This is a genomic window from Gemmatimonas sp., assembly GCF_044345575.1.
In the GTDB taxonomy this organism is placed as follows: domain Bacteria; phylum Gemmatimonadota; class Gemmatimonadetes; order Gemmatimonadales; family Gemmatimonadaceae; genus Gemmatimonas.
On the sequence record NZ_JBIJAW010000008.1, the window covers coordinates 1 to 25,028 of the forward strand.

The window sequence follows — 25,028 nt, forward strand, 5'->3', positions numbered from 1 at the left end:
GTTTTGCCCGTCAGATCGAGAGTCTGTGCTCCGGCCGGGATCGCCGTGCGCGCTGCCGGTCCCATGGCCGCGATGCGTCCGTCACGCACGACCAGCGTCTGATTCTCGCGCGGTGCGGCGCCCGTGCCGTCGATGACGCGTACGTTCGTGAGCGCGAGGACACTCGTGTCGAAGCGCACGTAGCTCCGCGTCGCGGGGCCGAGGGGTGCGCGTTGGGCCTGCGCGGCGGTGGAGAGCGCGATGGTGGCGGTGACGGCGAGAGCGAGGTAGCCGAGACGGAATGTTTTCATGGCTCGTGTTCAGGTAAGCCGAAAGCTGAGAGCCGAAAGCTGAAAGCTTTCGGCTCTCAGTGAGGACTACTCCACCCCAATCTGCTTTCTCACTGCCGCATTCGGCCCCTCGAACTTCGGCAGGGCGACGTTGCCGATATAGCCGAGGTCTTTCCATCCCTGCGGCGTGGTGTAGAACGCCGTGGCGGCCTGGTCGCGAATGGTGTCAAAGAACTGCGCGGCGAACACATGCTCGGGCTTGGCCTTGGGCACGTAACAGATGTCGTCGCAGATCTGTGTGCGCTGCGCATTCGAGGCGAGGTGAAAACGCTTGCCGAAACGCGTGTGGCTCTCGCGGTCGAGCCACACCAGGCCACCGCGCACGCGCACCAGTGACGTGTCACCGCCGGGCCGGCTGGCCCACTCGTTGATGTAGTGATGCGCGCCCACCGTACTGGCCGCCGGGCTCTTGTCGTCAGCGGGGATGATCATGTCGCATAGCGCGGCGAGCGTGACCAGTTCGCGCTGCGACAGCTTCATGGGCCAGTCGGCCTTGGCGACCTGCAGCACCGGATCGCTGGGGGTGCCGCGCGGTCCCTTGCGCTTCACCGGACGCTGCTGGTCATCGAGCATCGGAAGCATTTCGCGGGGCGCGGGCGCCGGTCCGCCCTCGGCGGTGGCCGGCAGCATCGGCACAACCGCGGCGGCAGCGATCGCCTTCAGCGCGTCGCGACGCCCCACACCAGTGGCGGGCTTGTTCGTCTCGTCGCTCATCAGAGGCTCCCCTTCTTCAGTTCGTCGACCAGATAGTCACAGCTGCGCCACGCGAGCGCGAGAATGGACAGCGTGGGGTTCTTGTCGGCGTTGGACACGAAGGTCGCGCCATCAGTTACGAACAGGTTCTTCACTTCCCACGCCTGACCGAACTCGTTGAGCACCGACTTCTTGGGGTCGCTGCCCATGCGCACGGTGCCCACTTCGTGGATGATGGAGCCGCCGGTAGCGATGGCCTTGCTGCCATCGGTCTGGATGGTGCCCTGCACCTTGCCGCCCATCTGGTCCACGATCTGGGCGAACGTCTTCACCATGTGCGCCGCCTGATTGGTCTCGTGCTGCGACCACTTCCAGTGGAAACGCAGCACGGGAATGCCCCACTGGTCCACCTGCACCGGATCGAGCTCGCAGTAGGAATCCTCGTTGGGGATCATCTCACCGCGGCCGTCGAAGTACATGAACGTGCCGTAGTAGCGTCGCGCCTCTTCCTTGAACTTCTTGCCGTACGCGCCGCCGGTGAACGACTCGAGCCCCCCGAAGATACCGGGGCCCGGCATGCCGCGTCCGCCGCCGAACTCGATATGGTAGCCACGGGCGAAGTCCATCTTGCCCGCCTTCTGGTCACCGTACAGCCACCACGGCATGTACATGTGGATGCCGGCGGTGCCGTCTTCGTTGATGGGTGGGAGCCCTTCGAGACGCGGGATCTGCGCCGAAATGCCGGCGCCCACCGTGTCCATGAGGTACTTGCCCACCACGCCGCTGCCGTTGGCAATGCCGTTGGGGAACAGCGCGCTCTTGCTGTTGAGCATGATGCGCGACGTTTCGCAGGCGCTCGCCGCGAGCACCACCACTTTGGCCGTCACGTGGTGGTCTTCGCGCGTGAGCTTGTCGATGTAGTGCACGCCACTCGCGCGTCCCTGCTTGTCCACCGTCACCTCGCGCACCATCGCATCGGTGATGAGCGTGACGTTACCAGTCGCCATGGCCGGCGGGATGAGCACCGTGGTGCTCTGGAAGTTGGCCTTGATGCTGCAGCCGCGCCCGCAGTCGGTGGCGTAGAAGCAGGCCATGCGCGAATCCATGCTCTGCTTGAGCACGCGCTGCGCGAGCCGGTTGCCCGGATGGAGCTTCTGCGGCAGCCGCGACGAGTCCTGACGCTTCGTGAGCACCGCGCGATGCGCCGGAATGACCGGAATCTTGAGATGATCGCACGCCTGCTTGGTGAGCAGTTCGTACGTGCGCGCCGCCGGCGGCGGCTGCAGCACGCCCGGCGACGAGCGCGGCGTGTTCTCGAGGTCGTCGTCGCCACCGTACACGCCGATGAGCATCTCGGTCTTGTCGTAGTACGGCGCGAGCGTCTCGTAGGTCATGGGCCAATCTTCGCCGAGCCCGTCGCGACTCTTCGGCTTGAAGTCGTATTCACCCATGCGGAGCGAGATGCGCCCCCAGTGATTCGTGCGACCGCCCAGCATGCGTGCACGCCACCAGCTGAACTGCGAGCCGGGCGCCGTGGTAAACGGCTCACCGGGCACGCGCCAGCCACCGTCTACGGTAGCGTCGTAGAAGCCGAACGGCTTGTCCGCCCCGCCGGCACCGCGCAGCGGCGCATCCTTGGGCGTCTGGAACATCGGGGTTTCGGTAACGGGGTCGTAGTCACGCCCCGCTTCCAGCAATAACACCTTCAGGCCATTCACCGACAGCTGATACGCGGCCATGCCGCCACCGGCCCCGGACCCCACCACGATCACGTCGTACTGGGGCGCCACCTTCGAACGCAAAGTCACGCGGAGATTCCTCGGAGGGTGGTCAGAGCTTCTTCAACGCGGCCGCACTGGCCGTAATGGAAGCAATGGGATCCGTGGGGGTGTCATGTTCGATGAACCAGTGCTGCAGCCCCTGCTTGCGGCCGGTCGCGAGAATGGTCTTGAAGTCGATCGTACCCGCCCCCACGTCCATCATCTTGCGTTCCGGCGCCGGGCCGGCGTCCTTGACGTGCACGGCCACGATGCGGTTGGGCCAGCGCTTCATGAGGGCGAGCGGATCCTGCCCCGCCTTCACGGTCCAGTAGATATCCATCTCGAGCTTCACCGCGTTCGCATCAGTGTTCGTGGTGATGATATCGTAGCCCGTAGTGCCCTCTACCGGCGCGAACTCGAAGTCGTGGTTGTGATACGCGAACTGCAGCCCCGCAGCCTTGGCCTTCGCGGCACCCTTGTTGAGGCGGTCGGCCAGCTTCATCCAGTTGGCCTTGCTACCGCGGTATTCGTTGCCCACATACGGCACGACCACCAGCTTGTGCCCCATGCCGTTGGCCCGATCGAAGATGGGCCCCCACTCGTCATCGGTCTTGGGGAGCGCTTCGTGGCTCGACGGTGCGGTGAGGCTGTGCTTCTTGAGCAGCGCACTCCACCACGCGACGTCCTTCCCGAACGGATTGAAGAACTCGAGTTCGGTGATGCCGGCCTTCGCGATAGCGGCAATGGTCCCCTCGATGTCCTTCGCCAGCGCGCTGCGCACGGTATAGAGCTGCAATCCCATGCGGTCGATGCGCGGCAGCGCTACCGATGCGGTCGAGCCCTGCGCGATATGCGGCAGCAGGGTCCCACCGGCCACGCCGGCAGCGAGGAGCCGCAGCACATCGCGGCGTGACTGCGTGGTGGTCTCTTTCATGTCAGGCTTCTCCCGAAGCGAGGTGCGTCAGGGCATCGCCCGTGACGCGGTAAACGGTCCATTCATCCTGAGCACGCGCACCCAGCTTCTCGTAAAACCCAATGGCGTCGACGTTCCAATCGAGCACCGACCATTCGAGCCGTCCGCAGTCACGCTGCACCGCGAGCTGTGCCAGATGCACCAGCAGCGCCTTGCCGATGCCGTGCCCCCGATGCTCGGGCCGCACGAACAGATCTTCCAGATAGATCCCCGGCTTCGCCAGAAACGTGGAGAAGTTGTGAAAGAACAGCGCAAAACCGGCCACCTGCCCGCCCCACTCGGCAAGCACCACTTCGGCGAACGGGCGGGCGCCGAACAGCGAGGCGTGCAGCAGCGCGTCGGTCGCGTGGCACTCGTGGCGGAGCTTCTCGTATTCGGCGAGCCCCTCGATGAGTTCGCGGATGACGGGCACGTCCGCTGGGGTCGCAGGACGAAGCACGGGACGGGCTGACGGGTCGGTAGGCATCGGCGTCAATGTAACGCCGCGCTCACGGCCCGGCCCTGCCAAGGGGCGGGTGGTCAGGCTGCGCCCCAGCTGTCTCCGAGCAGCAGCCGGACGGGCTGCAAGTCCCCGTCGAGCGCCGCCGCCACCACCGCCCGCGCCGCGAGCGCACCGATCACGTTGCCGGTGCCGGAGTAGCCGCCCAGCGCCCAGACGTGCTCGCGCACCTGCGCGATGACCGGCAGGCCGGTGCTCGTATAGCCGGCACTGGCGGCCCAGCGATGCGTAATGGGCGCTTGCACCCCGAGGTGTTCACGCAGGAACCGTTCGAGATGCTGCTGTACCACATCGCCTGGCGCCCACTCGTGCGTCCATTCGCCGTCGCCGCCCTTGTCGCGAAACCCGCCGATGGCGATGCTGCCGTTCGGCAACTGCTGCCAGTACTCGTATCCATCGCGGTAGTACATCGGGCACGGCACCGTGATCTCGCTTGTCGGGGCCGTGGCGAGCATCTGCAACCGCGCCGTGCGCACCTGCCCCGCGAGCTCGGGCACCAGCGCTTCCAAGCGGCCGTCGACGGCCACGAAGACGCGCCCCGCATGCACCGCGCCCTGCGGCGTCACCACGCGCGTCCCGTGAATCTCGATAACCGGGGTACGCGCGAACAGCGTAGCCCCCTCGTTGCGCGCGGTCGTTGCGAGGGCGCGGCAGCGCGTGAGCGGATCGAACGCGCCGTCGGTGGGGAGATAGATGCCGCTGCCGTCGGCGCCCTCGTACCACTCGCACGGCCAGCCGTCGGCACGCAACGCGTCGTACTGCACACGGCAATCGTCCAACTCCGCCTCCGTGGCCGCAATACGCTTGCTCCCCACAAAGCGCACTGTACCCGGCGCCTCCATCGCGATGCGCTGCATCTCGGCGATGGTGGCCCCGTAAATCGCCTTCGCGCGATCGTGACCGTGACGACGAATGGCGTCGTGATAGAAGTCGTAGGTGCCGGCCAGCAGAAAGCCACCGTTGCGCCCCGCCGCCCCCGCTCCCACATCGTGCGCGTCGAGCCCGATCACGCGTTCGCCGCGCTGCAGCAGTTCGTTGATAAGCGTGAGCCCGGAACCACCGAGGCCGATCACGCAGGCGTCGGCGCTCAGGTCGCCGCTCAACGCGGGGAGTGGGGTCCAGCGCCCGTCATCCCAGACCGGACGGTTCTGTGATTCCGCCATCACTCTCGGACCTTGCCGACCGGTTCGACAGGAGCCGCGGCCGGCGCCATGCGGTACACACCGGTGCGCTCGCCGAGCAATCCCACCGCCGCGTCGATAAGCGGATCGCGCGCGCTGTCATACCGGGTGGGTTCCCACGCGATGGCGATATGCGGCGCCACCCCGCGCCACTCGATGGGCTGTTTGTCGGGACCGTACTCGAACCAGCGCGGAACCGTGAACTGCCAGCCGTTGCCGAGCGCGTACGTGGCGGGGTTCCCGGACGCGCCACCGGTGGTGTCACCGATCACCGTGACCTGGGGCAGCGTGCGCATGGCCGCCACGAACGTTTCCGTGGCACTGAAGCCGCCGCGCCCGCTGATCACCACTACGGGCCGCGTGAACTGCCAGCCGCCGCGCGGCGCGATGGTGCGGGCCAGCGGCATCTCCACGTCGGGGACATCGGTGTTGATGCGCACGTACGAGCCCACGATCGACCGCCGCGTGAAGCGCCCCGCGAAGGCGAGCGCCACGGCATCACTGCCGCCGGCGTTGGTGCGCACGTCGATGATGAGCCCCTGCGCATCCCGCGCGCGCTGCAGCATGTCCTCGAGCAGCACCTCATTCACCGGCGGTTTCCACGTCCCGATGTTCAGGTACGCGTAGCCACCCACAGAGCCATCACCCACCTGCGGAGCGCGGGCGACGTAGTTGGCATCGTGCATTGCCTGTGTCCACCGGCGGCTGTCGAAATTCGCCAGCGTGCCGGGCTTGTACGACGGGACCACCTGTCCACGTGGATCGACCAGCCAGATGTGCAAGTCGCGCAGCGGCGCGAGCATGGCCAGCAGCACCGCCACGAGTTCGTTCTGCGAACGGGCCCGCTCGGCGCGGGGGCGATACTTCGCGCGCTGCGCACGCCAGTCCAGGTGCTTGTAGGCGAATGAGGGGTACACGGCCTCAAACTTCGCCCACAGGGTATCGAACTGCGCGACATACGTCGCCGTGGGCGCACTGCCGGCGTGCGCCGACGTCTGCACGAACGGATACGACGCTCCGTGCGGAACCGCCCCCTGGTGGGAGGGGGTCGGCGGGCGCACGCAGGAGGTCGCCAACGGCGCCACGACTACACAGGCCGTGACCGCCGCAGCCAGGGAGTGCCCTGCGCGATGCATGGTAGTAGCATGGGGCGCGGACCGGCCCCGGTCCAGAGCTATTGCCGGATCCGTCCCAAGAATCGGTTGCCCCGCGCGGGCGCTCCCCCGCAGGCGCTACCCCGCCAGTACCGCCGCGACCTGCCGGGCGAGGACCGCCAACGCGGGGGAGTGCTGTAACGCGTCCGCGTAGAGCCGCTGGAAGGCGTCGCCTTCCGGGTCGGGCTTGAGAAGGGCGCGCGCCTGTTCGAGGAGCGCCTGCGCCTCGTCCCGGCCGAGCCGGGCCTTCTTGTCGGACATCCGCTCGTCGATGAGCAGGACCATCTGGGTCATGGGGCGCAGCCAGTCGAACCACGGGTCGTTGATGACGAGCTGCAGGAACTCCATGTTGTTCGGAATGCGCCCGCGGGCCTTCTCGAAGCGCACGCGCTCCGCCTCGAGCAGCGTCCGGTGCACCTTGAGGAGCAGCGTACGGGACACCTCCAGCCGCTGCAGCAGCGCCGGCGGCGCGGGCGGGAGCTCCGCGGGCGGTGAACCCGGCGACTCGTGGGCGCGGTCGGACGGGCCGTGCTCCGGCACAAGGGGCTGATCGAACATGCGTGCGGCCTCCGGTGGATCGACAAGACAGGGCGTGGTACCGGGTGTAACGTATCGCCGTGGCCAAGGGTGACCCGCCACGTTGCCGGCAAGCGTTTTCCCCCGCCGCTGCGTTCTGTTGCGGGGCGCGCGCCGGTGGCCGATGCCGCAGACCGACGCCCCTGCTTTGTCCTCCCTTCGTATCGAGGCCGTAGACCGTGCCGAAGCCCCCCTCCGACTCATTGCGCGCGCTCGCTCTCAGCGGCCTGCTCGCACTCCCGTTCGCCGTGCCGCAATCGCTCGCGGCGCAGAATCAGGCCGGCCCGGCGCCCGGCGCGACTGGCGGCAAGAGCGAATTGCTCGCCGACGAAGGGTACGTGACGCCCCCTGAGGCGATCACGAAGCTCGTTACCGCGCCGCGCGACCGGAACGTCAGCTTCACCAACCCCAGCCCGGGCAGTCGGCAGTATTTCATACGCCCGCTCAGCGACGGACTCCCCCAGCTCAAGTACGTGGGCAAGGCGCACCACAATCTCGGCGGGTTCCAGGTGGACCAACTGGGCAACCGCGAGCGCGCGCTCACCATGCGCAGCAACGTGGGCTTCGAGGTCACCGAGTGGAGCACGGGCAAGAAGGTCACGGTGAGTGCACCCACCGGTGCCCGTGTCGCCGCGCCAACGTGGTCGCCCGACGGCAAGGAGATCGCGTTCTTCGCGCTCTACGACGATGCCACACAGCTGTGGGTCGCCGATGCCGCCACGGGCAAGACGCGCGCAGTGTCCCCGCGCACGGTGCTCGCGACGGGCGTCACGGCGCCGGAGTGGACGGCGGACGGCCAGTCACTCCTCACGGTACTCGTGCCCGATGGGCGTGGCCCCGAGCCCAAGGAGCCAGCGCTCGCCAGCGGGCCCATGGTGCGCATGAACGAAGGCGGCAAGCTCAAGACCCGCACCTATGCCGACCTCGTGATGACGCCGTACGAGAAGGAGCTCGTGGCGTATCACATGAACGGCCAGCTGGCGCTCGTGAACACGAAGACGCGCGCCGTGAAGAAGATCGGTGCCCCCGGATACATCCGCGGTATCGATGCGTCACCGGACGGGCAGCATTTCAAGGTCACGTACGTGGAGAAGCCGTTCTCGTACGTGCTGCAGGTGAATGAATTCGGCACGCGCGACGTGGTGCTCGATGCCTCGGGCGCGGTGCTGCGTGAAGTGGCCAAGCGCCCGATGCGGACCGGTGACGATCCGGCCGACGGCCCGGCGCGTGCGCGGACCGCGGTGGACACGAGCAAGCGCGACATCAAGTGGCATCCGTACGCGAGCGGCCTGCTGTATCTGCAGGTGGCGCCGGCTCCGGCGCGTCGTAACGGCGCCGCGGGTAACGCGCCCGCCGCGCGTCCCGACAGCGCCGCCGCGCCGCGCCGCAACGATCGCGTGATGCATTGGAAGGCCCCGTTCGATTCGACCAGCGCCACCGCGCTGTACGAGACGAGCAATCGCATCACCGCGACCCGCTTCAACGATGCCGGCACGATTCTCTTCGTGACCGAGCAGGGCACGGGTGGCACGTTCGAGCAGGCGGTATTCCTCACCGAGAACAACACCAAGTACACCGTCGTCACGCCGCGCCGCGGCGCCGATACGACCCAGGTGCGTGGCGGCTTCGGCGGTCGTCAGGCCGACGGCCTGGTGACACGCCCCGGCAAGAAGGGGGCACCGGTGGTCATGGTGTCCACCGACGGTAAGTTCGTGTTCCGCATGGGCACGGCCGCCGACACGGCCAAGGTGCAGAACACGTGGGTGGAGAAGATCGAAATCAAGACCGGCAGCATCGTGCGTCTGTACGAAAGCGACGCGAGCCTCGTGGAGACGATCTCCGCTCCGCTCGACGACGACTTCTCGAAGGCCGTGATCCAGCGTGAGAGCGCCACGATGGTGCCGCAGTCGTACGTGCTCACGCTGGCCACCAAGGAGGCGAAGCAGCTCACCAGCAACGTCGACATCATGCCCGAGCTGTCGGCTGCCGTGAAGAAGACGGTGATTGCACGACGTGCCGACGGCTTCCAGTTCAACGTGAAGGTCACGCTGCCCGCCGGCTACAAGGAAGGCACGCGCCTCCCCGCGATGTTCTGGTTCTACCCGTACGAATACGAGAATCAGGCCGGCTACGATCGCGCCGCCGCACAGAACGCCGCCCGTGACCGTCGCTATCCCACGTACGGCCCGCGTTCGCTCGCCTTCCTTGTGACGCAGGGCTACGCCGTGGTCGAACCGGACGCGCCCATCTTCGCCAGCGAAGGGCAGCTGCCGAACGACAACTACGTCGTGGACCTGCGCAACAACCTCTCCGCCATCATCGACGCGCTCGACACGCTCGCCATCGTCGATCGCCACCGACTCGGCCTGGGCGGTCATAGCTACGGCGCCTTCAGCACCGTGAACGCGATGGTGCACACGCCGTTCTTCAAGGCCGGCATCGCCGGCGATGGTGCCTACAACCGCACCCTCACGCCGAACGGATTCCAGAGCGAGCGCCGTGACCTGTGGCAGGGTCGCCAGACGTATCTCGAGATGTCGCCGTTCCTGTATGCCGACCAGCTCAACGGCGCCCTCCTCATGTACCACAGCACCGAAGACCAGAACGTGGGCACCGACCCGATCAACTCGGTGCGCATGTACCACGCCCTCATGGGACTCGGCAAGACGACCTCGCTGTACATGTACCCGTACGAAGACCACGGCCCCATCGCCCGCGAAACGGTGCTCGATCAGTGGGGCCGTTGGGTGGCGTGGCTCGACAAGTACGTGAAGAACGCCAACGCGCCCAAGAAGCCGGCGGCGATGTAACCGGCGTGCGGCAGCAAAAAGCCGGGAGCTGCGATCACCGCGGCTCCCGGCTTTTTCACAAAGTGGACTTACGGAACGATCACCTTCGGCTTGGCCGGCTTGGTGCCGTTGAGTCGCGGACGCGGTCCGTTCGCTACCTCAATGGAAATATCCTTGATGTAATTGGCGATGCGCGCGTAGTGCGGGTAATCGATCCATTCCGGCTCGTCGGTGCGCTGGTGGTAGTCACCATGCAGCCCCGTGAAGAAGAACGCGATGGGGATACCCTGTTGCGCGTAGCGGAAGTGATCACTGCGGCCGTAGATGTTGTTGTAGCCGGCCCACGCGATCGGCTCGTCGAGCTTGTAGTCGAGCGCGAGCGGCTTCGTCTGCTTCCGGTTTACGGCGGCCACGGTTTCGCCCAGATCCTTCGAGTCGAACATCGATCCGATCACCGCCACGTAATCGTCGCTACCGCCGGGGAGGTCCTCCGTGCGACCGCGACCGATCATGTCGATATTGAGCTGGGCCACGATGGAGTCGATCGGCACCGTGGGATTGCGCGTGAAGTGCGCCGCGCCCAAGAGGCCGGCTTCTTCGCCGGTGTGCCACACGAAGATCATCGAGCGCTTCGGCTTCACCGGCATCGCCATGATGGCTTCGGCGATCTCGAGCACCCCCATGGAACCGGAGCCATCGTCGTCGGCGCCGTTGTTGATGGAATCAAGTCGCGGCTTGGGATACAGCGCGCGGATGCTGTCCATGTTCACGCGGATCTGCGCGATCTGTTCCGGCCCGAGCGGCTTCATCTCGTTGGCGAGCAGCAGTCGATTCCGGGCGATGTTGAACGCCTTGAGCGAATCCTTATCCATGGGCGTGGTGACCCCCACGTGATCGTTGTGCGCACCAATGGCGACATACTGCGCCTTGAGCTTGGGGTCGCTGCCCGGAATGATGCCGATCACGTTGCGCGCCCAGTCGGTGGGCAATTCCACGAAGTCCAGAGACGCCGTCACGGTGCCGCCACGGGCGCCCGGCGCGAGGGCCTCCAACGGCTGCCCCTTGAACAACCGTGACGCGCCGTCGCGGGTGAGCCGGAACTGCGCCTGCGGTTGCAGCGCGGCGAGATCCCGCTTGAGCTGCGCCACGGAGTCAGTAGCGGTGGCTGGTGCCGCCGCCGGACGCGCCGATGCGCTGGCCTGCTGCGCCACCGTGGGGTCGTTGATCGCCGCCCGCTGCGCCGGCGTGAGGTTGTCGAGATCGACGATGGCCACGGCTGCCGCATCGGCAAACCGCGAAGGCGGCGGTGTGAAGCCGGGACGTACGGCGAAGCCCTGCCCCTGCCCACCACGCCCGCCGGGCTGCGGCAGCAGCACCACGAACTTGCCCACCGCCGCGCTGGCGGGGATCTGCAAGGTGGTGTCGCCCTGCGTACCACCGAACACCACTTCGGCATCGCCCACCGCGCGAGGCGCCCTCGCCGTAGGCACCGCCACGATGTCGGTGTTCCACGTGATGGGATTGCCGTCGACGGTGACCCGTGAGTGTTCGGTGAATTTGCGGAGATGGAACGGCAGATTCTGGAAGTAGGTGCCGTTCACCCCGCCCGGCACCAGCCCGAGCCGCTTGAGTTCAGCCGCGATGAAGTCGGTGCCCTTCTTGTTGGCGGCGCGCCCCACCTGGCGGCCCAGCATGGAGTCATCGGCGAACTGGTACAGCCGGATCTGCAAATCCCGCGCGGTGATCTGCGCCGACGTGGGCGCGGGCTTGAGCTTTTCGGGATTGCCGAAGCGATTGACCTTGGGCGCGTTTTGCCCAGCAAGGGCCGGCGCGAGCAACGGCATGGCGAGTGCGCCAACCAGCGCACGGGATCGATAGACGGACCGCATAGGAATCTCCTGGGAGTGACAAGAGCGGGCCATAAAAGTTACGCGGAAAGGGCGCCATGGGCATATTGCCGGTGGCTCCTTCCCACCGTCGAGAACGTACATGCTGCCTCTGGCCCTTCTGCTGCTCTCCGGAGCGGCCGTCATGCACTCCCAGCCGCAACCGGCGCCCCCCACCCCCTATCAGGTGATGGTGGCGGAACATGCCCGCCTGACCGATGCGGTGACCATCGAACGTGCCGTGGCGTCCGGCGACACGGTGCTCCAGCGCTTGGCGGCCCGGGCGCTCGGGCGCACCGACGACGCACGCTGGTCATCGCTCCTCGACCGTCTGTTGGACAGCCCGGCGGCATCGGTGCGACGCGAGGCCGTGCGCGCCGCCGCGCAGATGCGGAGTGCGAACATGGTGCGACATCCGCGCCACGTTCCGTTCACCAAGGAGTCCTCGCCGCTGGTACGCGCCGAACTCTACGAAACATTCGGCCGCGGTGGCTCCGACGCGACGCTGGTTGACTCGCTGATGCTCGCGGGCCTTGGCGATCCCTCGGTCGAGGTGCAGCGTGGTGCTGCGCGCGGACTGGAATCGCGGTGGCGGCGCAGTGCGCGGACCGAGAGGCCTTCGGCCAGCGCCTTGGCGGCGGTCTCTTCCGCGGTGGTGCGATCATCGGACGCGTCGGTGCGCCACTCGCTGCTGCTGGCGCTCAATACCGTGGGCCATCGCGACAGTGCGGCCGTATCGGCGGCTCTTGCGGATGCCGATCCGGAAGTGCGGCGCGTGGCCGTGATGCTGGGACGCACGTGGCGCACCGATACGTCGGGGCTGGTGCGGTGGCAGGCGTTGCGCGTGGCGGGCACGTGCGAGCGCGCGGTGCAACATCTAGGCGATCGCAGCGAACATGTGCGTCTGCTTGCCGTGGACTTGCTGGGCACACTCAAGTGCGACCCGGCCCCGCTCTACCCGCTGACCCGTGAGACGGCAGCGTGGCGAACACGCGCACATGCCGTGTTTGCGCTCACCTACGCGGACAGCACGCGTGCCGGCCCCTCCGTACAAGCGCTGGCGCGTAGCCCAGTCTGGCAGGCGCGCGCCTGGGCGGCACGTGCGGCGCAGCGTCTCGCCGACTCCACGTTGCTGCGACAGCTCACCCGTGACGCCAACCCCAATGTGCGGGTCGAGGCCGTCACCACACGAGACGAGGCCGTCGCGGCACTCAGCGCCGATCACGCGGGGCTGCTGCTGCACGCGGCAACGATTCTGAAGAAGGTGGGAACGGCAGCAACGCGCACGGAACTCGATGCCGCGGTCCGCAGCTTCGAACGCATCAGCCGCACGAGACCGCTTCGTTGGCGCGACGCGCGCGAGGTGCTGCTGCCGTTCATCATCGACGCGGACAAGGTGCACATGGCGTACGGTGGCGCGTGGCTCACGCAGTGGGTGCGCGATGGCGATCCGGTGATTCAACGCATCGCCATCGAGGCGGTCCCGGCGTTCCGTAAGATGGGAGCGCCGCAGACGTCCCTGTTCGTGCCACCGCTTCAGCCGCCACCATTTCCCACGGAGGCGCAGCTGCGCGACCTCGAGGGAGCAACGGCGGTGATCACCATCCGAGGGCGTGGGCGTATCGAACTGGCCCTGCTCCCCGATGTGGCACCGGCCGCCGTGCACACCTTCAGCACGCTTGCCACTGCGGGCCGGTACAACGGCACCACTTGGCACCGCATCGTCCCCAATTTCGTCGTACAGGGCGGAAGCCCGGGAGCCGACGAGTACGACCCAACGACGCCCTACTTCATGCGAGACGAGGTGGGCGCGCGTAACGTGCGCGGCACCTTCGGCATTTCCACTCGCGGCCGCGATACCGGCGACGGACAGCTCTACATCAATCTCGTGAACAACCAGCGCCTCGACCACGACTACACCGTGTTCGCGACGACGGTGCGCGGGCTGGACGTGCTCGATGCCATTCAGGAAGGCGATGTGATCGAGTCGGTCACCATTCGTCGCGCCACGCGCGGTGCAGCACGATGAGGCGCCGCGCTTTCCCGCTTGTGCTGGCCGCCTCGCTGCTCTGTGCAACGGAGGCACAGACCCAGACGCCAGGGCGTGCGTCCGCGCCAACGACCGATAGCATCATCAGGGGCGCACGTCGCCCCGCCGCAGCGCTCGACGGCACGCTGGCGTTTCAGCGCGATGGCGCGCTGTATCTGCAGCGCGCAGGCGGGGTCGCCGAGCCGGTAAGCGGAGGCAGCGCGTACCAGCGCGATGCTACGTGGCACGGCAACACGTTGTATTGGGCGAGCGATGCTGAGGGCCAGTACGACATTTTCGCGCGCGATAGGGCGGTAACGGGCGGAGGGTGGGCGGGTGAAGCAAGGCGTGTCACTACGAGTACGCTGCACGACGTAGCCCCCGCCGCAGCCGCCGGCACGACGCTCTTCCAGCGTGGACTGGGCGGAGAGTCGCGCATCTTCGTCCGCGAAGGGGACCGCGCCGAGCGCCGGCTCACGTCGAAGGAACAGACGGAGAAGCGCCCGCGCATCTCGACGGACGGCAAGGTCATCGCCTACATCGTGCACACGGAAACGACGCGCAGTGTGGTGGCCAACGACCGCGTGGTGTTCACCGATGCGGGTATCGAGGACATTGCGCTCGCACCACTGGGTGATCGTATCGCGGTGTCCACGCGTAATGGCGTGATGATCGTCCCCACGAGCGGCCCCGCGTATACCAATCTCCTTTCGCGTACCCACGGTGACGTGGATTGGTCGCCCGATGGCGCCCTCGTGTCTATCGCTGAGTTCCGCGAGGTCAGCGTGGGATACAACGGCGATCCCGACCGCGGCGTAGATCGCGCCGCCCACGAACGCGGCGTACTGTCGGCCAGTGGTGAGGCGCCAAGTCTGCTGCGACTTCCCGCGCCGCTCGCGCCCGATGCCGGGCGCATCACAGTGGCTGGCCCGGTCAACGCAGATCGCGCGCAGGCGAATGCGGCCGCGTTCGACCGCGTGTGGGACCGAAGCACCCGACTGTACTTCGGCGCGGCGGCATCGGCGTCGGCGCGCGCCGCGTGGCAGGCCGCGCGCGATCGCTTCCGTCCACAGGCGGTTGCGGCCGTATCGGACAGTGCGCGCGACGCGGTAATTCACGCCCTGCTGCAGGCGCGCCCGCCGCTGCGTCGTGAAGCGTCGGGCAAGGCCGCGGTGTCGAGCGCGCATCCCGTGGCCACGGAGGCGGGACTCGAGATGTTCCGCCGTGGGGGCAACGTGATCGACGCGGCGGTGGCCACGAGCTTCGCCCTTGGGGTGGTGGAACCCGATGCGAGCGGAATCGGCGGCTACGGCGAGATGGTGATCGCGCTGGCGGGGAAATCGCCCACGCTCATCGAGTTCATGAGCCGCGTGCCTGAAGAAGGTGGCCTGTCGAACACCAAGCTGCTGGTGAATGGCCGCTATCCCAGTGATGGACCGGTACTGGTGAACGTTCCCGGTACGGTGGCGGGCATGTATCACGCATGGCAGCGCTACGGCAGCCGGAAGCTCGCGTGGGCTGACCTGCTGGCACCGGCCATTCGTGCGGCACGCAACGGTTACGAGGTGAGCGACGGGCTCGCGACTACCCTCGCGACTGAACGCGAACACTTCGCGAAGTACGAAGGAAGCCGAGCGCTGTTCTTCCGAGATGGCAAGCCGCTGCAGCGGGGGGATACCCTGCGCAATCCCGATCTGGCGTGGGTGCTGGAGCAGATCGCGGCCAAGGGAGCAGATGGCTTCTACAAGGGTGACGTGGCCGCGAGATACGCTGACGATCTGCGCGCCAAGGGCAACGCGATGAAGCGCAGTGACCTCGAACGGTACTTCGCCAACGAACGCGAGCCGGTGTGCGGCACGTATCGCACGTACCGTCTCTGCTCGAGTGCGCCACCGGTGAGCGGCGGCGCCGATCTCGTGGCCCGCCTCAACCTGCTCGAGCGGTTCCCGACGCCACAGCGCTACACCGACGATGCGGCCACCTTGCACGCCATGCTGTCGGCCTGGTTCCTCACGCCGTCGTCGCGCACTCGGATTGCCGATCCAGCGATGTGGCCCGTGGATGTGGCCAGCATGGTGCATAAGGACACGGCCAAGGTTCGCTGGCAGTGCTACAACGCCGACCGTGCGCTCACACCGGCGAGCGTGCGCGGCGATACGCTGGCGTGTCTCAAGCCGGTCAAGCCGGCGGGGGTCCCGGGCGATGACGGTGCCGCGGCCCATGACATGACGGATGCGCAGTCAGTCTCTGCGGAGCGCGAGAGCCCGTGCGGCGATGATCATGCGCACGAGATGGCCGTGTGCCACGCGGCCGGCACGACAGCCTTCACCGTGGCCGATGCCAACGGCAACGCGGTAGCGGTCACGCAGACGCTCGGCACGTGGGGCGGCAACTTCTACGTGACCCCGGGGCTGGGCTTTCTGAGCAACGATAAGCTCACGAGCTACGGGACCGATCCCACGCAGTACGGCTCGCGCCTGCCGTTCGCGCGCCATGGCAGCACACTCGCCCCCACGATTGCCTTCAGCGGCAACCGTCCCGTGTTCGCGGTGGGCGCGGCAGGGAACGCGTGGATCACGAGTGCCGTGTACCAGGGACTCGTCGGCGCGCTCGACTTCAAGCTGGGGCCGCAAGCCGCTCTCGAGCAGCCGCGCTTCCTGCCGGGAGGCGGGTTCAATCCTACGGCCAGCGGCGCCCCGGCTCCGTACAGCATCCAGCTCGAGGACGGATTCGCGCCGCATGTCGTGCAGCAACTGCGTACCCTCGGCTACGACCTCACCTTCGTGTCGGCGCGCGGTGAATTGCGTGAGGGATACGGCGCAGCGATTCGCATCGATCGCGGGAGTGTCACGGCGGGCGCGGATCCGCGTCGGGCCGGGGCGGCTGGGGCCGTAAAGTGACTCGCCACTCGCCACCCGAACTCAAGACGCGAAACTGATCAGTTCCGGGTTCTGAGTTCGGGTTTCGGGTACTGAGTCGCGCAGCCTACGGCTGAACCGGCGGCTTCTCGCGGTTCCACACGAACCGCTTGAGGAATACGCCCATGCGATCGAAGGTGTCGATCCAGTTGGTGTGCAGCATGCTTTCGTGCAGATCGTCGGGGACCACCATCAGCTCGTGGTACACCTTGCGGGCGCGCAGCAGTTGTACGAGCCCCACGGTCTGCGCGAAGTCCACGTTGCGGTCGTCGTCACCGTGCACGAGAAACACGGGGCTCTTCCACTGATCGATGGCCCCGATTGCGGCGGACTTGAACGCGGAACTCGTGGTATCGAGGGAATAGTCGTAATGGTGCACACCGGCCATGTCGACACCGGCCACGAAGATATCGCTGTTGCGAGCGAGCGCCTGTGAGGCGAGCAGCCCTCCGTACGAGAGCCCCCAGATGCCCACGCGGCCGGCATCCACATCGGCGCGCTGCTGCAGATACTTGGCGCCGGCCACCACGTCGAGGTACTCGCTGTTTCCCTTGTCACGAGCACCGGGGGCGTTCTTGAAGCTCTTCCCGTACCCGATGCCGCGCCGGTAGTTGACCGACAGCACCACATACCCCTGATCGGCGAGCCACTGGTTCACGGCGTACGACCAGTGGTAGAACTGCATGTAGTGATACGCCGGCAGCATCTGCCGCGACGGGCCGCCGTGCACGAAGACGATGGCGGGGCGCTTCTCGCCGGGCTTGAGGTCACGCGGGAGGAAGAGCTGGTTGCTCACCGCCATCCCGTCACTCGCGCGCGTCTTGACGATCTCCGGCATCACGTGCGACGCCGTGGGGAAGTCGCGACCGAGTGTCGGATAGATGATGCGCGGTGCTCCGCCATTCGCCGGCACGAGCGCCACGGACGCAGGAGTGCGGGCACCGAAGTAGAGCACCGCGACATGCGACCCGCTGGCAAGCGGACGCGGATGCGTCTCCACGCCGTCACCCGTCGACAGGCGCTCGGGTGTGCCCCCACCACTCGAAACACGCCAGATGTGCCGGCGCTCGATATCGGTGGCGTTGGTGGTCCAATACATGGTGCGGCCACCGTCGCGCGACCACGCCACGCTGCCCGCGTCTTCGATGAGACCATCGGTCGTAGTGAGCCGCACGGGCGCCCCGCCGCTCGACGGTACCGAATACCAGCGTTCCCACTCGTCGCCCGGCACGTTCACGGGGAAGGCGATGTTGCTGCCAGCCCACGTCATGCCGTTGAGCGACGTGAACACGCTGTCGCCCACACTGTTGTGCCACACCTCGCGCGCCGGGATCTGCGCCGCCACGAGGGGCGACGTGATGTTCTTCGCACCACCCACATCGGCGACCATGAGCGCCAGGCGATACCCACCGGGCAGCGACGACGTGAAGAAGCCGGGTGAGCGCGCGAGGTTGCTCTGCCCGTCGGTCACGGCCACCGAACCCGGCGCACCGAACGCATTGCCGCAGCCCATCGCGGGATTCGCGCTCCCCGGCGGTGTGCGACGCTGCAGCCCGAACGGCGTACCCGGTGTGCGGGAGAAGGCGAGGAAGCGTCCATCGGGTGACCACGTCGGCGCGCCATCGCAGTCCACACTCGGCGCCACGTACTGCACAGTACGGGTGGCGACATCGTACACCGTCACGAAGCTGTGATGCTCGCGTTCGCTCACGAAGGCGATACGCTTGCCATCGGGCGACCAGCGCGGGGCCCCGTTGCGCCCCCACAGCCTGATGAGCGGCGATCCACCGCTGTCGGCCACGCTCGGCGCACCGCTGCGCATCACGCGCGCACGGTGGATCTGCCCGTCACGCGTGAACAGCACCCACTGCCCGTCGGGGCTCAGCTCCGGCGCCGCACCGGTGGCCACACGCCACGCCGGTCCGCCACTGGCGCGCACCGCCCAGATCGCGCGATCCCCGCCGGCCGGGCTGTGATTGGGATTCGCGATCCATCCCCACCGGTTGGGCGCCGAGCCGCGCACGAAGACGATGACCTGCCCGTTGTCGGAGATCTCGACATCGGTGAGATCGACGCCGTCGTCGGTCAGGAAGTTCGTGAGCCGGCGCGCCGTGAAGTCGGGTGCGGCCGCCGTGTACACATTGCGCATGCCACGGTCGTACACGACGAAGGCCAGCCGATCGGTTTTCTTCGCCGAGACCAGTTCGAGAGGCGACCCAGGCGACATCCACGGGGCGATACTGGGCACGACCGGCACTTGGGCACCGCCGATCACGGGCAGTGACGCGAGCAGCGCCGCTCCAACAGCGACGCTTGTGGCCGACAACGACCGTAGGCGGGTGGTCATGTGAGCTCTCGATAGGTGGGAGTCAGGAGCGCGGGCGGGTGCGTTGCAGGCGAACGAGAACGATCTGGCGCGACAACTGGTACCGTGGCAACACCTGCAGACGTACGCGCAAGGTCACCTCACCCGTTGTCGTCGCCTCGAGTGCGGCGTGCGTGACCCCTTCCCTCGCCGTGGGGTCGGGCGCTGGCGGAGCCTCGTCGAACGAAATGCGCACCGTGCCGGTGGCGACCCCGGCGTCGGCCGTAATCACATCCCCCGCATCCACGGCGATCTTCACCGTGTGATCCGCACGGGCGAGTATCGGCAGGGCGAGCGTTACATCGTGGCAGGCCATGGTCAGTCGCGCCGGATGCACGGGAAAAACCCGCACATCGGTTACCGCCCGTGCATCGGCGAGTGCACGTTCCACCGGCGCCACCGGCCACGCCGTGTCGGGTGGCGTGTCGAACCGCAGCGCCATCAGCACCGAGTCAAGCGCAAAGACCGATGGCTGAAGTGCCGCCTCGACGAGCGAATCCGGTGCGCCCACCGGAATGGGACGCGCCGGGTCTGCGATAACCGGCCACTGCATGCTTACCCGTTGCGCCCCGTTACGCGTGATGCCCTCGAAGACATAGCGCGCGGCCGTACCCGGCACGACGAAACGCACCCCCTGCACATCTCCGTCGAGGATCATGCGTTGGGCGAGACGTGGCGCATTCGAGTCAACCGGCCATCCCCACGCCAAGGACACCGGTTCACGCGTGCCCGTGGCAATGACGCCGCACAACCGTGACACGGCATCGTCGCGGGTGTTTGGCTGGATGAGCAACCTCGTGGTGGAATCACCCGCCACAACGCCGCGCACGACGTCGGCGCTCTGGCGCACGAGTTCGAGCGCAAAGGGCGCGTCCGCGAAGCGAAGAACGGCAGACGATGTGGTCTCGGCAGCAACGGCTGCGGACGACGGTGCGTCATCCCTCGCATCGCGAGCGCTGCCGCAGGCCATCAATGGCACGGTAAGGCCGACCACGACTGAACGAACAAGACCGCGAATCATGCGGTAAAGAATAGCATTCCGGCGGGCACGAAACGACACGTGGCCAGGAGGAAGCGGTGCTTCCCCCTGGCCACGTTCTGCTACGGTGTTCAGACGATCAGGGCGTGTTGCTGTTCGCCGCGCCCGTACCGCCGAACGTGTAGAACGCCTGCCCCTTCACGCCGAGCTCCTTGGCCGGCACCGGCATCTCGCGCGGGGTTCCCGCGAGCAAGCCGTTCGGCACGCGACGGCGCTGGTAGTACGACACCGGGCCGAGACCCAGCAGTTCGACTTCCTGCTCGTAGATGAGCTTCTGGATAAGCGACGCCGCGCCTTCACCGGCCGTGGCCGCCGACAGGCCACCACGATCCACACGGGTCTTGTTGATCAGCCCAGCCGCCGTGGCCAGGTTGCCGCCCGATCGACGCAGTTCCGCCTCGGCCCAGAGCAGATCGTTCTGGTGCCGCGTGATGATCGGCGCCGACCCGAAGCCGCCATAGATGCCGTTCGGCGACTGCTCACCCGACTTGTCGTACCGGATGTGCCCGATGTTCGACTGGTGGTACATGCCGCGATCGGGACGGAAGATCTCCTCACGCGAGTACACGAAGTCGGTTCCGGCCCTCGCCGTCTTCGGATTGGTACCGAAGTAGCCGGCAAAGTCCTCATCATCCGGGCCGAAAGACCCGTCGCCCAGCCGCTTGTCCGGCGAGTTCGGCCGCGAGTTACCGCCCGAAGGGTACGGATGACGCTGCGTGGCCGGGTCGAGCAGGGCACCCACGCGGGTGCTCACACGTCCGCCGTCGAAGGCGTTGAACCAGTACAGGATCTCGTGGCACCACGTGTTGCAGCCGTCGCCGGTGAAGTTGAAGTCGAAGGCCGTGCCAGACGACACACCCTGCGACGCCAGCTGCGACACCTTGCCCCAATCGACCTGATCGTTCTCGGCCGCGGTGCGCGGATAGTAGGCCAACGTCATCGCCGCCATGGTGCGGGCGATCTGGGCGATCTGCACGTTCGAGTAGCTGGTGCCGTTGGTCCAGCCGCTCGGCGTGGTGAACGTGTTGGCCGCCGCGAGGGTGGCCGCACGCTCGAGCGACGTCACCGCCGCATCACGCACTTCCTTGCGCGTCTTGTACTCGAGCGCGGCGAGATCGCTGTTCTCGTCGATCACATAGCCCTTGTCGTAATTCAGGGCGATGCCCATGAGTCCCGCGCCCTGCATGAGCTGCGCGATGGTCTCCGCACGCTTGGTGTTGGCGGCGTTGCTGATGACGAGGTTGTTCTTGCGGATGGCCTTGAGCACGTCGTTCGCCGAGGAGACGGTGGAATAGTACCCCTCCCAGTAGCCGATCATCGTGGTGCGGCCAGCCGACGCCAGATCGTTCTGGTAGGCGCGCGTGTTACGCGTGCCGTCCGTATCGATCGAGCTATAGAAGTTCATGTTGTAGTTGTTCCACGAGGCCGAGTAGGTCTGCGACATCGTGACGAGCGGGCCGCCACCTTCCATACCGTCCCACGTGTTGAACCACGTGCGCAGGGTGCCACCGGCCACCGCTTCGATGGCGGCCGGGTCGGCAAGGGCGCGATTGGCGTCCGGCGCGTTCGGGTTCTCCACGTCGAGCGAGTTGCACCCGGCGAGGAGCATGGCGCCCATCGCCACGCCAACGGCGTGGCGGAACGAGAAGGCAAACTTCGGATTGAGGGGGCTCACAGGCCGAGCTCCAGCATGAACGTGAACGTCTTGAAGATCGGATACGTGAAGTAGTCCACGCGGTAGGCGAACGGATTGGCGCCGCCACCCGAGACGTCCGGATCGTATCCGCTGTACTTGGTGCTCGTGAACAGGTTACGACCGACCAGACCGAAGCGGGCGGAGCGATCGGTGCCCATGCCGAGGCGGCGCGTGAGCGCCTTGGGCACTTCGTAGTTCACGGCGAGTTCGCGCAGGCGCACGTAGCTGCCGTCTTCGACGAAGTAGGTGTTGGCGTCGAAGTTGTTGTAGAACGTGGCGTAGTACGTGGTGGGCTTCTTCTCCACTTCCGGCTTGCCGCGCTGGTCGAACGCGGGGTCACGCTGGTCGAAGAACGGCCACTGGCGGGTGTAGTTGTAGATGTCGCCACCCTGCACCCAGTTCACCACCGCCGTCACCGAGAACTTCTTCCAGTTGAGCTGGGTGTTGAAGTTCAGGTTGAAGTCGGGGTTCACGTTGGCGATCTGACGCAGCGAGTTGCCATCGGCATCGAGGAACTTGATGGGCTTCTCGTTGATCGTGCGCCAGGCGCTCTTGGCCACGTAGTAGCCTTCTTCGTTCACGACATAGTCCGCGGCGGTACCGCTGAGACGGCGCGACGCGATCATCGACGCGAGCTGATCAGCCGACTGCACCCACGAGCTGCCGTACACGATACCGAACGGCTGGCCCGGCGCGAGGCGGAAGATCGTGGTGTTGGCCACGGGGCCGACGAGGAACGGCGGCACGGCGAGGCTGCGCACCGTCTGGCGCGTACGGTCACCGGCGATGTTCATGCTCCAGAGGAAGTCCTTCTTGGAGGCGAGCACCGCGCTGAGCAGGACTTCGTGCGTCTTGCCCTCGAGCGAGCCGGCGTTGATCCACTGGTTGCGGAAGCCCGTCGCCGACGACACCGGCACGTTGAGAATCTGGTCGTCGGTGATCTTGCTCGAGTAGCTGTACGAAATCTGGAAGTTCTTCTTGAAGGTGAGGTCGAAACCGCCTTCGATTTCGCGCGAGAACGCCGGACGGAGGTTCGGGTTACCGAGCGTGATCTTCACCGGGCTGCCGCCCTGGATCTGGAACTGTTCGTACTGCGCATCGAACACCGGGCGGAGACCCGCCTCACCGTACGACGCGCGCAGCTTGAATTCGTCCACCGCGGGGAGCGAGATGTCTTCCGACACACGCCAGGCGCCGGAGAGGCGCTTGAAGAGCTTCGACCGCTGATCCGCACCGAACAGCGAGGACTCGTCACGACGGATGAGACCGTCGATGATGTACTTGTCCTTGATGTCGAAGGTGGTGATGGCGAAGAAGTTCTGGTTGCGGATGGGCTGCGAGAAGGAGCCCGGGATGACCGGGTTCTCGGGGTCGCGCGAGGCGGCCGAGAATTCCGTCACGCGCGGCACCGTGAGGGCCGTGGCGGCCACCGACGTACCGGTGTTCTCCTGATCCTCGTACACCCACGCCAGCTTGGTGGTGTTGGTGAACCACGAGAAGGCCTTCGTGGCCGTCAGGGTGCTACCGAGGTTGTACGCGCGGGTCAGCGACTCGTTGTTCGAGATGGAGCCCTTGCTGACCGTACCGGTCGAGCCGATGTAGCCGAGCGGGACGAACGAGCGGAAGTTGCGCGAGCCGCGGTCGAAATTGGTGTTGGCTTCGGCCGTGAGCCACGTGGTGGGGCGATAGCGCACCTTGAGCAGACCCGTGAAGCGCGACCGATCGTTGGAGTTCTTGATCGTGTTCCAGCGGTAGAGCGGGTTGCTCACGTTGCCCGAGGCGGGCGACTGGCGGATGGCCGCCGTGTAGGGCGTCTTGTCCGGGTTCGTGCCAAGGAGATCGATATTCGGCTCGAGGAAGCGGAGACCGAAGAATGCGTCACCCGAGCTGTCGTCGGCCTGGTCGGCGCGCGACTGGCCATAGAACGCGCCCGTCTGGAAGTCGAGCTTGGGGTGCAGCTCCATGTCCAGGTTGAGGCGGAAGTTCTGGCGGTTGTAGCCGCTCAGCAGGTTCGCGATACCCTGGTCCTTCGAGTTCTCGAACGAGGCGTTGAAGTTCGAGTTGGCGTTGCGCTGACCGATCGAGATGTAGTTGGTCATGAACTGCCCCGACCGGAACACCTCACCGAGCTGGTCGTACGTGACCGGATACGAGTTATCCGAGATACGGTCGGTTTCCTGAATGCGGTTGCCGTTGGCATCGCGCACGAACTGACCGCTCGCATCGACCCGGTAGGGGTGCGAGAAGTTGTTCGGGATCGTCTTGCGCAGGTCGTTCGAGCCGAACTCGTTGCGCACCGTGATCTGCGTCTGGCCAGTGGCCAGCGTGGCGCCGCGCTTCGTGAAGATCTGCACCACGCCGTTGGCGGCGTCGGAGCCGTAGAGCGAGCTCGCCGCGGCGCCCTTGATGACTTCGATACGCTCGATGTCCTGCGCGTTGATGTCGGCGAGGGAGAGGCGGCTGATGGTGCCGTCGACGATGATGAGCGGGTCCTGCGAGCCCGTCAGCGACGTGGGACCACGCAGACGGATGCGCGGGGCCGAGCCCGGCTCACCGTTCACGGCCGTCACGCTCGCGCCCGCCACGCGGCCGCTGAGCGCACCGAGCGGCGAAGACGCCGGCGCTTCCTTGATCTGCGCGTTGTTCACCGCCGCAACGGCGAACGTTGTCTTCTTCTGCGACGTGGCGTCGGACACACCCGTGGTCACGACCGCCTCGAGATTCAGCACGTCCTTGTCGAGTTCGAAGTTCTGTTCGACTCGACCGGCCGTGAGCGTCACCATGTGCTTCACGGGGCGATAGCCGATGGTGCGGGCCAGCAGGGTGACCTGCTTGCCTCCCGCGCGCGACGGATCCACCGTAAAGGTGAATCGGCCCTGCGCATCCGTGACACTACCGACACCGAGTTCGACGATGCCTACCTGGGCACCGCCGAGCGGTGCACCAGCCGACGTCACGCGACCCGTCACGGTAGCGTTCTGCTGTGCCGCCAGAACGCCTCCGGGCATGACCGCGAGGACAGCGGCGGCGATCAACCGACGCATGTGGTGAAACATTCACGCTCCTTTCTGCTGTTGGGACGGATTCGTCGTCCCGGGGTAATGCGACTGGATGACCATTCCAGCCGACTGGACCCATTTT

The 25,028-nt window shown here is 66.6% G+C and carries 15 protein-coding genes and 1 pseudogene; 3 read left to right on the forward strand and 13 right to left on the reverse strand.

The features are described from left to right. The 8 genes and pseudogenes from ACIQ6O_RS01235 to ACIQ6O_RS01270 all read right to left on the reverse strand — a co-directional run. Positions 1–290 (reverse strand): annotated as a pseudogene (locus tag ACIQ6O_RS01235) (amidohydrolase); the annotation flags it as partial. Positions 291–356: 66 nt separating this feature from the next. Then, positions 357–1,043, reverse strand: a complete 687-nt coding sequence (locus ACIQ6O_RS01240) for a gluconate 2-dehydrogenase subunit 3 family protein (RefSeq protein WP_396205939.1) — start codon at positions 1,041–1,043, stop codon at positions 357–359. Further along, the gene (locus ACIQ6O_RS01245; RefSeq protein WP_396205962.1) at positions 1,043–2,761 is read right to left on the reverse strand and encodes a GMC oxidoreductase; all 1,719 of its coding nucleotides are present in this window, start codon (positions 2,759–2,761) and stop codon (positions 1,043–1,045) included. Before ACIQ6O_RS01245 ends, ACIQ6O_RS01240 begins: the two co-directional genes overlap by 1 nt. Before the next feature lie 91 nt (positions 2,762–2,852). Further along, positions 2,853–3,716 (reverse strand): sugar phosphate isomerase/epimerase family protein, encoded by an 864-nt coding sequence (locus tag ACIQ6O_RS01250; protein ID WP_396205940.1) that lies wholly within the window; start codon positions 3,714–3,716, stop codon positions 2,853–2,855. A 1-nt stretch (position 3,717) separates the two neighbouring features. After that, on the reverse strand, positions 3,718–4,221 hold the full coding sequence (locus tag ACIQ6O_RS01255; RefSeq protein ID WP_396205941.1) for a GNAT family N-acetyltransferase: 504 nt from the start codon (positions 4,219–4,221) through the stop codon (positions 3,718–3,720). Positions 4,222–4,274: 53 nt separating this feature from the next. Next, positions 4,275–5,417, reverse strand: a complete 1,143-nt coding sequence (locus ACIQ6O_RS01260; protein ID WP_396205942.1) for an NAD(P)/FAD-dependent oxidoreductase — start codon at positions 5,415–5,417, stop codon at positions 4,275–4,277. Next, positions 5,417–6,436 carry a S41 family peptidase gene (locus tag ACIQ6O_RS01265; RefSeq protein ID WP_396205943.1) on the reverse strand — a complete coding sequence of 340 codons (1,020 nt, stop codon included), beginning with the start codon at positions 6,434–6,436 and terminating at the stop codon, positions 5,417–5,419. The genes ACIQ6O_RS01260 and ACIQ6O_RS01265 overlap by 1 nt, the downstream gene beginning before the upstream one ends. 231 nt (positions 6,437–6,667) lie before the next feature. Beyond that, positions 6,668–7,147, reverse strand: coding sequence for a hypothetical protein (locus tag ACIQ6O_RS01270; RefSeq protein WP_396205944.1), 480 nt, complete (start codon positions 7,145–7,147; stop codon positions 6,668–6,670). Between the two features lie 197 nt (positions 7,148–7,344). On the opposite strand from ACIQ6O_RS01270, the gene ACIQ6O_RS01275 reads away from it, so the two are divergent. Next, positions 7,345–9,975, forward strand: a complete 2,631-nt coding sequence (locus ACIQ6O_RS01275) for a S9 family peptidase (protein ID WP_396205946.1) — start codon at positions 7,345–7,347, stop codon at positions 9,973–9,975. A 68-nt stretch (positions 9,976–10,043) separates the two neighbouring features. Here the strand turns inward: ACIQ6O_RS01275 and ACIQ6O_RS01280 are convergent, their stop codons facing one another. Further along, positions 10,044–11,843, reverse strand: coding sequence for a M28 family metallopeptidase (locus ACIQ6O_RS01280; RefSeq protein ID WP_396205947.1), 1,800 nt, complete (start codon positions 11,841–11,843; stop codon positions 10,044–10,046). Between the two features lie 100 nt (positions 11,844–11,943). Here ACIQ6O_RS01280 and ACIQ6O_RS01285 point away from each other — a divergent pair, with 100 nt between their 5' ends. Both ACIQ6O_RS01285 and ACIQ6O_RS01290 read left to right on the forward strand, forming a co-directional pair. Beyond that, entirely contained in the window at positions 11,944–13,869 is a 1,926-nt protein-coding gene (locus ACIQ6O_RS01285) for a peptidylprolyl isomerase (protein WP_396205948.1), read from the forward strand. Then, positions 13,866–16,769, forward strand: a complete 2,904-nt coding sequence (locus ACIQ6O_RS01290; RefSeq protein ID WP_396205949.1) for a gamma-glutamyltransferase — start codon at positions 13,866–13,868, stop codon at positions 16,767–16,769. Before ACIQ6O_RS01285 ends, ACIQ6O_RS01290 begins: the two co-directional genes overlap by 4 nt. Before the next feature lie 85 nt (positions 16,770–16,854). On the opposite strand, the gene ACIQ6O_RS01295 is transcribed toward ACIQ6O_RS01290, so the two are convergent. The 4 genes from ACIQ6O_RS01295 to ACIQ6O_RS01310 form a co-directional block, all read right to left on the reverse strand. After that, on the reverse strand, positions 16,855–19,134 hold the full coding sequence (locus tag ACIQ6O_RS01295) for a prolyl oligopeptidase family serine peptidase (protein ID WP_396205950.1): 2,280 nt from the start codon (positions 19,132–19,134) through the stop codon (positions 16,855–16,857). 22 nt (positions 19,135–19,156) lie between these two features. After that, positions 19,157–20,173: a hypothetical protein gene (locus ACIQ6O_RS01300; RefSeq protein WP_396205951.1), complete on the reverse strand. Its 1,017-nt coding sequence runs from the start codon at positions 20,171–20,173 to the stop codon at positions 19,157–19,159. Positions 20,174–20,270: 97 nt separating this feature from the next. Next, on the reverse strand, positions 20,271–21,866 hold the full coding sequence (locus ACIQ6O_RS01305) for a hypothetical protein (RefSeq protein ID WP_396205952.1): 1,596 nt from the start codon (positions 21,864–21,866) through the stop codon (positions 20,271–20,273). Further along, entirely contained in the window at positions 21,863–24,943 is a 3,081-nt protein-coding gene (locus tag ACIQ6O_RS01310; protein WP_396205953.1) for a SusC/RagA family TonB-linked outer membrane protein, read from the reverse strand. The genes ACIQ6O_RS01305 and ACIQ6O_RS01310 overlap by 4 nt, the downstream gene beginning before the upstream one ends. Positions 24,944–25,028: the final 85 nt, after the last annotated feature.

Coding starts and splice junctions, on each gene's coding strand:
- ACIQ6O_RS01290 (WP_396205949.1), top strand. CDS start 13,866: ATGAGGCGCCGCGCTTTCCCGCTTGTGCTGGCCGCCTCGCTGCTCTGT.
- ACIQ6O_RS01300 (WP_396205951.1), bottom strand. CDS start 20,173: ATGATTCGCGGTCTTGTTCGTTCAGTCGTGGTCGGCCTTACCGTGCCA.
- ACIQ6O_RS01255 (WP_396205941.1), bottom strand. CDS start 4,221: ATGCCTACCGACCCGTCAGCCCGTCCCGTGCTTCGTCCTGCGACCCCA.
- ACIQ6O_RS01260 (WP_396205942.1), bottom strand. CDS start 5,417: ATGGCGGAATCACAGAACCGTCCGGTCTGGGATGACGGGCGCTGGACC.
- ACIQ6O_RS01280 (WP_396205947.1), bottom strand. CDS start 11,843: ATGCGGTCCGTCTATCGATCCCGTGCGCTGGTTGGCGCACTCGCCATG.
- ACIQ6O_RS01270 (WP_396205944.1), bottom strand. CDS start 7,147: ATGTTCGATCAGCCCCTTGTGCCGGAGCACGGCCCGTCCGACCGCGCC.
- ACIQ6O_RS01285 (WP_396205948.1), top strand. CDS start 11,944: ATGCTGCCTCTGGCCCTTCTGCTGCTCTCCGGAGCGGCCGTCATGCAC.
- ACIQ6O_RS01240 (WP_396205939.1), bottom strand. CDS start 1,043: ATGAGCGACGAGACGAACAAGCCCGCCACTGGTGTGGGGCGTCGCGAC.
- ACIQ6O_RS01245 (WP_396205962.1), bottom strand. CDS start 2,761: ATGGCCGCGTATCAGCTGTCGGTGAATGGCCTGAAGGTGTTATTGCTG.
- ACIQ6O_RS01295 (WP_396205950.1), bottom strand. CDS start 19,134: ATGACCACCCGCCTACGGTCGTTGTCGGCCACAAGCGTCGCTGTTGGA.
- ACIQ6O_RS01310 (WP_396205953.1), bottom strand. CDS start 24,943: ATGTTTCACCACATGCGTCGGTTGATCGCCGCCGCTGTCCTCGCGGTC.
- ACIQ6O_RS01250 (WP_396205940.1), bottom strand. CDS start 3,716: ATGAAAGAGACCACCACGCAGTCACGCCGCGATGTGCTGCGGCTCCTC.